General features: G+C 36.1%; 10 protein-coding genes and 1 pseudogene. 3 read left to right on the forward strand and 8 right to left on the reverse strand.

What is annotated here, in order from left to right:
* The 7 genes and pseudogenes from J6L95_RS07175 to J6L95_RS07205 all read right to left on the reverse strand — a co-directional run.
* Positions 1 to 184: pseudogene (locus tag J6L95_RS07175) on the reverse strand (RNA-guided endonuclease TnpB family protein); the annotation flags it as partial.
* A 165-nt stretch (positions 185 to 349) separates the two neighbouring features.
* On the reverse strand, positions 350 to 652 hold the full coding sequence (locus tag J6L95_RS07180) for an FtsB family cell division protein (RefSeq protein WP_031589312.1): 303 nt from the start codon (positions 650 to 652) through the stop codon (positions 350 to 352).
* Between the two features lie 53 nt (positions 653 to 705).
* Positions 706 to 969, reverse strand: a complete 264-nt coding sequence (locus J6L95_RS07185; RefSeq protein ID WP_029071204.1) for an RNA-binding S4 domain-containing protein — start codon at positions 967 to 969, stop codon at positions 706 to 708.
* Positions 970 to 1,055: 86 nt separating this feature from the next.
* The gene (locus tag J6L95_RS07190; protein ID WP_287458596.1) at positions 1,056 to 2,693 is read right to left on the reverse strand and encodes a putative manganese-dependent inorganic diphosphatase; all 1,638 of its coding nucleotides are present in this window, start codon (positions 2,691 to 2,693) and stop codon (positions 1,056 to 1,058) included.
* A gap of 9 nt (positions 2,694 to 2,702) precedes the next feature.
* On the reverse strand, positions 2,703 to 3,362 hold the full coding sequence (locus J6L95_RS07195; protein ID WP_287458597.1) for a helix-turn-helix transcriptional regulator: 660 nt from the start codon (positions 3,360 to 3,362) through the stop codon (positions 2,703 to 2,705).
* Between the two features lie 100 nt (positions 3,363 to 3,462).
* Positions 3,463 to 4,857 (reverse strand): NADPH-dependent glutamate synthase, encoded by a 1,395-nt coding sequence (gltA, locus tag J6L95_RS07200; protein ID WP_029072800.1) that lies wholly within the window; start codon positions 4,855 to 4,857, stop codon positions 3,463 to 3,465.
* Between the two features lies 1 nt (position 4,858).
* Positions 4,859 to 5,710 carry a sulfide/dihydroorotate dehydrogenase-like FAD/NAD-binding protein gene (locus tag J6L95_RS07205; protein WP_029071200.1) on the reverse strand — a complete coding sequence of 284 codons (852 nt, stop codon included), beginning with the start codon at positions 5,708 to 5,710 and terminating at the stop codon, positions 4,859 to 4,861.
* Between the two features lie 118 nt (positions 5,711 to 5,828).
* On the opposite strand from J6L95_RS07205, the gene J6L95_RS07210 reads away from it, so the two are divergent.
* The 3 genes from J6L95_RS07210 (at position 5,829) to J6L95_RS07220 (ending at position 8,315) form a co-directional block, all read left to right on the forward strand.
* Positions 5,829 to 6,617, forward strand: a complete 789-nt coding sequence (locus J6L95_RS07210; RefSeq protein WP_287458598.1) for a Cof-type HAD-IIB family hydrolase — start codon at positions 5,829 to 5,831, stop codon at positions 6,615 to 6,617.
* Between the two features lie 123 nt (positions 6,618 to 6,740).
* Positions 6,741 to 8,042, forward strand: coding sequence for a fibronectin type III domain-containing protein (locus J6L95_RS07215; protein WP_287458599.1), 1,302 nt, complete (start codon positions 6,741 to 6,743; stop codon positions 8,040 to 8,042).
* Between the two features lie 12 nt (positions 8,043 to 8,054).
* Positions 8,055 to 8,315 (forward strand): hypothetical protein, encoded by a 261-nt coding sequence (locus J6L95_RS07220; RefSeq protein ID WP_029071197.1) that lies wholly within the window; start codon positions 8,055 to 8,057, stop codon positions 8,313 to 8,315.
* Positions 8,316 to 8,327: 12 nt separating this feature from the next.
* Here J6L95_RS07220 and J6L95_RS07225 read toward each other — a convergent pair whose 3' ends face one another.
* Positions 8,328 to 8,969: an HAD-IA family hydrolase gene (locus tag J6L95_RS07225; protein WP_287458600.1), complete on the reverse strand. Its 642-nt coding sequence runs from the start codon at positions 8,967 to 8,969 to the stop codon at positions 8,328 to 8,330.
* Positions 8,970 to 9,179 lie beyond the last annotated feature (210 nt).

The raw sequence follows: 9,179 nt of genomic DNA on the forward strand, positions 1-9,179 counted from the left end.
TCTCTCGGAGCGTGGAATACAAAATCTTGTTAAGTGAAAACTGCTTTAAGTCGTGAGTACGAAACACATAGTCAGATACATAATTGCAGGCATCAGAATAAACAGACATGGTTTCATCAAGCAAGGCCTTACTGTCTGCATTAACGGATATCTGAATTTTAGCCGTAACTGTCATTTGTTCCATAATGTACCTCATTACCATTTCACTAAATATATGATATCAAAAGTATATCGAAAGCCAAGGTTAATGGCTACGAATTTACAAGGCTCCTCCCACCGCCCAAAGGCAGTGGGTTTCCGCCTACGACAACCGAAAGGATTCTATTTATGAAAAGAAATAAGCCAACGCTTATTTCTTATGATTCTTCTCTGGTAGAATGACCGCTTTTTCATCACCTTCAGTAAAGATGTAATGATCTCGCGCATACTTGACAACATAGTCATCATCATCAAGATTCTTGACCTCAGTTTCAAGCGACTGCCTTTCTTTTTTCAATTTCTTCTCTGTTACTAGCAGATGATTATAGCTTGCCTGCTTATCCCAGATTGTCTTTATTCTAGAAAAAACTGTAAACACGCACATAAAAGCAATAAAAAACAATAATACTGTCCATATCAGGTTATACACAGCAACTTTTTTCTTAGCAGACATAAACAATCACCTCTTATTTATTATATCACTAAAGATTATGAATACAAAGAATGTTATTCATAGGGTATCTTTATTTCTTCAATAATCTCATATAGATCGCCAGATTCATCTTTTAATACATGATTCTTTAATTCCTTGACACGTACTTTCAAGATTGATCGTCCAAAGGCAATTTCTATTTCATCATTGATCTTTAATTTCGTAGATGGCTTAGCCATCTTCCCATTAACCTTAACACGCTCTGCTTCCGCAATTTCTTTAGATAGCGTCCTTCTTTTGATAATACGGGACACCTTTAAAAATTTATCTAATCGCATATAATTCTCCCTTATGTACTATAAAATATAGCATGTCTTGTGAAAAAAAGAAAGTTGACAATCTTTGTGATTGTCAACTTTAATCATTATCCAATAGCATTTGTGATTGCAGGTACAACCTGTTTCTTTCTAGAAACAACGCCTGGCAAGTTAGCCTGAGAATCTACTAAATGACAATTGAATGCCTTTTCTACATATTCTGGCTTATCTCCTGCTACAAAGACTTCACTTGTCGCATTGATAACGTCAGTAAGCAATAACATAGCGAAATCAAATTCATTTTCTTCACAGACTTTTTCCATATAAGCAAGCATATCTTTCTTATATGAAGCAAATCCTTCAATATCCATTGTGTTAACCTGAGCAACACCAACTTTAGCATCACCGATATTGAATTTCTTATAATCCTGGTTAAAGATTTCTTCTACTGACTTACCAACTAGAGAAGTACCAGCCTTGAACATATCCATACCAAATTCAACTGGATCAACACCAGCAATCTTAGCTAATCGATAAGCTGTCTTCTTATCATATGGTGTACATGTTGGACTTCTGAATAGCAATGAATCAGAAATGATAGCTCCAAGCATCAATCCAGCGATATCAGCAGGGATATCTACACCTTCTTCATCAAACATCTTTGTGATGATTGTACATGTACATCCTAGAGGTTCTGCTCTGTAATATACTGGTCCCACTGTCTGGAAGTCAGCGATTCTATGATGATCGATAACTTCAAGAATTTCAGCTTCTTCAATACCATCTACAGCTTGACCTCTTTCATTGTGGTCAACCTGAATGATCTTCTTACGATCACCGTTGATTAATGCATAACGAGAAATTGTTCCCACTACTTTACCGTTAAGATCAACAACAGGATAGCTTCTATATCTTGTCTTGCTCATAACTTCTCTTAAAGATTCAACAGTGTCATCAGTTGAGAATACTGTTAATCCGCCCTTTTGCATAACATATTCTACTGGAATTGACTGAATGATCTGCTGAGATGTTACAAATGTATTGTATGGTGTGCTGATAACAGAAACACCACGTTCACGACAGTATGATAAATCTTCTTCATCAATATCAAACTGACCAGTTAAGACGATTAATCCAACTTTAGTATCTGCTAAATGACGGATCATTTCTTTTCTATCTCCACCAATAACAGCAACATCATTTTCTTCAATATAGTTCATTGCGCCATTAGTTGTCATAGAAACAATATGCACTGTTCCCTGAATTCTTCTTAAGTTTTCATTAAGATACAATGCTTTAGCTGCTAATGTATCAACAACATTTTCAATTGGGGTATGAGCCTTCTTTAAAATTTCACTATCCCAGTCATCCATATATCCCTGAATGATATTTGTAGATGATAAAAGTCCTAATAATTTACCCTGATCATCCATAACAGGTGCTGATTTTAAATTTGTGGCTTTCATTAAAGACCAAGCTGTCTTTAATGTTAATTCTTTAGAGAATACAGTTACCTTATCATAATCCAAGTCTTCTACTTTCTGTTTAACAGATTTAAGAAGCATAGGAATATCCTTATTAAATCTTTTTAAGATATACTCTGTCTCTCTACTAATCTCTCCAAGTCTCACTGGCACAGCATTGTATTTCTTTGTCTTATTTAATAAATAAGAATAAGAAATAGCAGCACACACTGAGTCTGTATCAGGATTCTTGTGTCCACTTACATAAACAAGATCACTCATAATTTCCTCCTACATTTTCTTTAAGTATCTATAGATCGTTGGTTCAGATACATCAAGCTTTTCGGCAACAAGTGCAATAGCACCTTTCACCTTAAATGTACCTTTTGCCTGTAAATACTTTACAACTCTAATCTTTTCATCAACTTTCAGTCTTTCCACCAAGACATAAGATGGAATACCCATTTCTGTCAGACATTCTTTAATATACTTATCGACCATTTCATCGAGTGGTGAGGAAAGAATTTCAATTGGGTTATCTCTTTTAAACTCAACTTTAGTCGTTTCCTTGATACCAAGAATCTTATAAAGTGTCGTCTGAATATATTCAAGATCTGAAATATTGACATTAATACAAAGCATGCCGATAGGCATTTCTCGTCCTTCTTCCCTAATGAAATAAGTTGCAGCTTTTAAGAGCTTTCCATCAGGTCCAGCGGTCTTATAGTTGACCACGTAATCATTATCTAAGTACTGTTTCGTTTCTAGGTAGTGAATAGAGAGATTGGAAAGCTTAGCACCGACAGTTCTGCCAGAAATATGTCCGTTAGCTAATGCTACGACTTCCTGTTCAGGAGATGTCAAGTCATGCAAAGCAATCTCAACATTATCACCAAGTGCTTCCCCTAAAAAATCTACAATGGCTTCATAGGGTTTCAATAGACTGTACATTTTCCATACCTCCTACTACTTTGTAGCCCAATTTTATCATGATAATAAAGAAATGAAAAGGAAATAAAAAAAGAAGAGCACATCTGTACTCTTCTAAATCTTATTTCTTAGATAATTTTTCATCAATAGCCTGTGCAGCTTTCTTACCAGCACCCATTGCTAAAATGACAGTTGCAGCACCAGTAACCGCATCTCCACCAGCATACACATTTTCACGGCTTGTTTCATTTGTTTCTTCATTAACAATGATTCCGCCCCATTTCTGTGTATCTAATCCAGGTGTAGTTTGTCTGATTAATGGGTTAGGTGACTGACCGATAGCTACAATGAATGTACCTGTTTCAATTTCAAAAGTCTTTCCTTCTACAGGAACAGGTCTTCTTCTTCCTGATTCATCAGGTTCACCAAGTTCCATTTCCTGGCATACTAAGGATTTAACCCATCCATCTTCACCTTTGACTTCAATAGGGTTAGTCAAGAACTTAAAGATGATGCCCTCTTCTTTAGCATGATGAATCTCTTCTTTTCTAGCAGGTGCTTCTTCTTCACTACGACGATAAACGATATAGACATTTTCAGCTCCTAAACGTTTAGCAGTACGAGCAGCATCCATTGCCACGTTACCGGCACCAACAACACAAACAGTATTTGTGACTTTTACTGGTGTAGGACGATCTGGGAACATGTAGCCTTTCATTAAATTGACACGAGTTAAGAATTCATTAGCTGAGTAAACACCATTAAGGTTTTCACCAGGAATTCCCTGGAAACGTGGAAGACCAGCTCCAGAACCTACGAAGATAGCATCAAAACCTTCTTCTTCCAATTCATCTATAGTAATTGTACGTCCAACAACGACATTTGTTTCAAAATCCACACCCATATCAGCGACAGTATCAATTTCATACTGTACTAATGCTTTAGGTAAACGGAATTCTGGAATACCGTATGAAAGAACTCCTCCTGTCTTATGAAGAGCTTCAAATACTTTTACATCATAACCACGTTTTGCAAGTTCACCAGCACAAGAAATACCTGATGGACCTGATCCAACAACAGCAACCTTCTTGCCATTTTTAACAATCTTGCTTTCATCCTTTTTACCATGATCACGATGATAATCAGCTACGAATCTTTCAAGACGTCCGATTGCAACTGATTCAGAACCTTTAGCACGTCCACGTACACACTTACCTTCACACTGATTTTCCTGTGGACAGACACGTCCACAAATAGCAGGTAATGCATTTTCTTCTGTGATAATATCAAAAGCTTTATCAAAGTCACCTTTAGCAACTTCCTGAATAAAACGAGGAATTGGAACATTAACTGGACATCCATCCATACAGAATGGTTTCTTACAGTTTAAACAACGAGTTGCTTCTTCCATTGCCATTTCTTTAGTATATCCAAGAGCGACTTCTTCAAAGTTCTTATTTCTAACCTGAGGATCCTGTTCAGGCATTTTTACTTTTTCTTTAGACATATTTGGCATATTACTCCACTCCCCTCATTAAGTTGCAGATACGATCAGCATTTTCATTGACATGATGTTCTTCTTCCTTAAACATTCTCTGTCTTGCCATAAGTTCATCAAAATCAACAGTTAATCCATCAAAGTCAGGACCATCTACACAAGCAAACTTAATCTTTCCATCAACAGTAACACGGCAGCATCCGCACATACCAGTACCATCAACCATAATTGGGTTAAGTGAAACTGAAGTTGGGATATTGTAAGGTTTAGTGACTCTTACAACATTCTTCATCATGATAACAGGGCCAATGGCGATAACTTCATCAAATTTTTCACCATCATCAATTAACTTCTGAAGTACATCAGTAACAAATCCCTTTGTACCTACTTCACCATTATCAGTGGCAATGTAGACATGGTCACAGAATTTTTCAAATTTTTCTGCCCATAATACATATTGTTTTTCTCTACCACCAATAATAACATCAACTTTACATCCCATTTCAGCAAGTTTTTTTAGCTGTGGATAAACAGGGGCACTACCAATCCCACCAGCAACACCAATAACATGTTTATGTTCAGGATTTAATTTTGTTGGTACACCTAAAGGTCCAACAAAGTCTGTAAAGCAATCTCCTTCTTCTAATTTTAACATCTGTTTTGTAGAAAAGCCGACAGCCTGTACTACAATAGTTACTGTTCCTTTTTCTGGATCATAATCACCAATAGTAAGAGGAATACGTTCTCCATCTTCTCCTACACGAGCAATAATAAACTGACCTGGTTCACATTTTTTTGCAACCAAAGGTGCATAAACGTCCATCTCAAAGGCAGCATCGTTCAATATTACTTTTCTTTTCACTTCGTACATATTCGCTACACTCCTTTATAGCTTTTTATTTTATCACAATACAAAAATGTAAACAATTGCATTTAGCAACGAATCGTTTTATGATGTAAAATAATAAAATGAAAAAAAGGAGCACTTTATGGATAAAAAAATCGTATTTTTTGATGTTGATGGAACAATCTCAACAGAAGACACATTTACAATTCCTGAAAGCACAAAGGTAGCTATGAAGAAATCAAGAGAAAACGGGCATCTTCTCTTTATCAATACTGGACGTACTTACTGCAGTATTGAAAAGCAGATCCGTGAACTTGATGTAGATGGCTTTATTTGTGGATGTGGCACAAACATCTTCTATCATGGAGAAGAAGTCTTCCATCATGAAATAGATGATGAACTAAGAAGAAAAATAGTAGACCTCTCAATTGCTACTGACGTAGAAAATGTTCTAGAAGGAAAAGAAGGGACATGGTATCCTCACAATCTAAGAGATCCACAAAATATCAACTTCCGCAATCGCTATAAGAGCCAGGGCTTCCCAGTCTATGAATATGACAAAGGAGACTATGTTCCATTTGATAAGATGGCCCTTTGGTATTATCCAGAAAGTGATATTGATACATTCAAGAACGCCTTCAAGAATGACCTCGAATTTATTCAGCGCGCTGATAATTTTATAGAAAATATTCCTTTAGGATATTCAAAAGCCACAGGAATCAAGAAAATCATCGATATGCTTGATATCCCATGGGAAAACACTATTTCTATCGGTGATTCAACAAATGATCTAGCCATGCTAGAATACACAAAAGAAAGTATTGCCATGGGAAATAGCAATCCTGTCATTTTTGATCATGTTACTTATAGAACAACTGATATCAATGATAATGGCGTCTACAACGCTCTCAAACATTTCGAACTTTTCTAAAACTGCATAATCTGCAGTTTTTTTGCATTTTTTGACTATGAAAATTGGTTGACGGCGAAAGGTGTTATAGAGTATTATAAAGCTTGTATGTTAAGAATTTCTTAAGAATTGGAAGGAGAAACTATGAAAAGACAGCTTATCGCAGTCGGCTTAGCTATCCTCTTAGGATTGGGCGGTTTCACATTTATTCCAGAAATCGTAAGTGCCACTAACCTTGGTGACTCGAATGTTTTTTTAACACAGCAGACATCAGTAACCTGTACGCTTGCATCTGCAACGATGGCAGTACGTCGTAAAGCTCTTCTCGCTGAAGATCCTCAATGGTCATCCATCACTGAAGAATCAATGAGAAAAATTGGATGGGGCGCAGGTCTTTCTCATAAATTTACATATCGTACTTCTCGTTATGCCTACACAATCACACATAAGAACTTTGATATGAACTCTGGCATGACAATGGCACAAAAGAAAGAGAAGGTCATCAGCCTTCTTAATCAGCATCCTGAAGGATTAGCAATCTATGCAAGAGATGGCTACAATGGATTCCATCAGGGTAATCACTGTATCTTGCTGACACGCTATGACGACGGTGTCTTCTACTGTGGCGATCCTGCCAGCAAGAAGACTAAGAAAGAAATGCCAATCAAGTATGCTCGAAAAGTTACAATCCAGAACTTTGCAAGCTACTGGTATGTATCTCATGTAGAGGATCTTAAAAATAAAGGCAAGACAAATCTTATTAATGCCTATGCTACATTAAATGATGATTCATACATCTACGATGGTACTGAAAAGAGACCTACTGCTACAATCATGTATAAAGATAAGATCCTTACAGAAGGTCAGGATTACACTCTTGAATATGAAGGAGATCGTATCAAGGCAGGAAACTACAAGATTATCATTCACGGTATCAATAATTACTGTGGAAAGATTACGAAATCTTTTAAGATCAAGAACCGTGATATCAACAATGCGGATGTCACTCTATCTTCTACTAAGTTCAAATACGATGGCAATCTACAGACACCGGGTGCTTTAGTAAGATATGATCGTGAAATCTTGCATATTGGCGCTAACTACAATGTTGAATATGAAGACAGTGTTGATATTGGAAAATACGCTGTTACAATCTATGGAACAAATGATTATGACGGAGAAAAGAAGATTGTCTACTATGTTCTTCCTGATAAAGTAAGCAATCTTTCCATTTCAAACAATACTGTATCATTCAGTAAAGTATCTGGATCCCCATCTTATGAAATCGCCTATAAAAAATCTGGTGAAGATAATTGGCAGACTAAAAAGACTGATGATTTATCTTACACATTAACTGTTCCAGGCGATTATCAGATCAAAGTAAGAGCCTATAAAAATGATGCCTATGGTTCTTATTCAAAAACTATTACAGCACATATTGCATAAAGAGAGATTATCATGAAGAAAAAAGTACAAGTTTCACATTACTATGATGAACAGGATAACGATTATTACATGATCGAATGCTATTACGATGACTTCTTCTGTTATGTCATCGATTATAGCAATATCGGTAATGGTCATTATGATGTAGAAACAATCTATAATCATATTGCCTATGATGTACCACATCATGCCTTACCTATTGGTCTTGGCTATTCTGACAATATGTACATTGTAGATTATGCCTACTATCTTGATTTTCATCCAATCAAATAGAAAAGAAGCTGCTTATTGGCAGCTTCTTTTTATATCTCTATAAAGTTCATCTGGACTATGTGCAATCGTAATTGCTCCTTCTTTAATAAGGTCTTCATTCTTGCCAAATCCCCAGGATACACCGATAGTCGGTATTTCGAAATGATTGGCTCCTTTTACATCATAGACTGTATCACCAATCATCACAGACTTATGAGTATCCACTTGCTCTAAAAGATAGGCAATCACCTGCGATTTTGTTTCTCTGCTATGATCAAATGAGGCACCACATATTAAATCAAAATAATGATCAATCTGGAAATGCTTCATGATTTCAATCGCTGTTCTTTCTGGCTTTGATGTTGCTACAAAAAGATGATAACCATCATTCTTTAATTTCTTTAACATATCTTCAATACCATCAAAAGGTCTATTTTCAAATTTACCGACGGTATTATATCTACTTCTAAATACTGAAATTGCTTCTTCTACTTTGTCTTCTGGTACCCCGAATTTAGGGAATGTATCCTGAAGAGGTGGACCAATAAACACTTTAAGCTGCTCAGTTGTATATTGCGGCATACCGAAATGTGTTAAGGCCAACTGTGCACACTTAGTAATGCCTTCACTTGAATCTGTTAATGTACCATCTAAATCAAATAATACTGATTTCATATTCTTTCTCCTTTTACAAATAGATAGTATAACATAGTTTCTCTTTTTATAAAGTTCCCGACAGAAAAACCACGTGCCTTTAGGCCGTGGGATAAATATCAGTAAAATATATGGTATAATATACATACAGGAAATCCTATTTCCGAGTCTTTAGAAAGGAGAAAGCTGTATGCATCTTACCGTAAAACAACAAGTAAAGCGTCTTTCAAA

The sequence above is a fragment of the Kandleria sp. genome (assembly GCF_017934775.1).
In the GTDB taxonomy this organism is placed as follows: Bacteria; Bacillota_I; Bacilli_A; order Erysipelotrichales; family Coprobacillaceae; genus Kandleria; species Kandleria vitulina.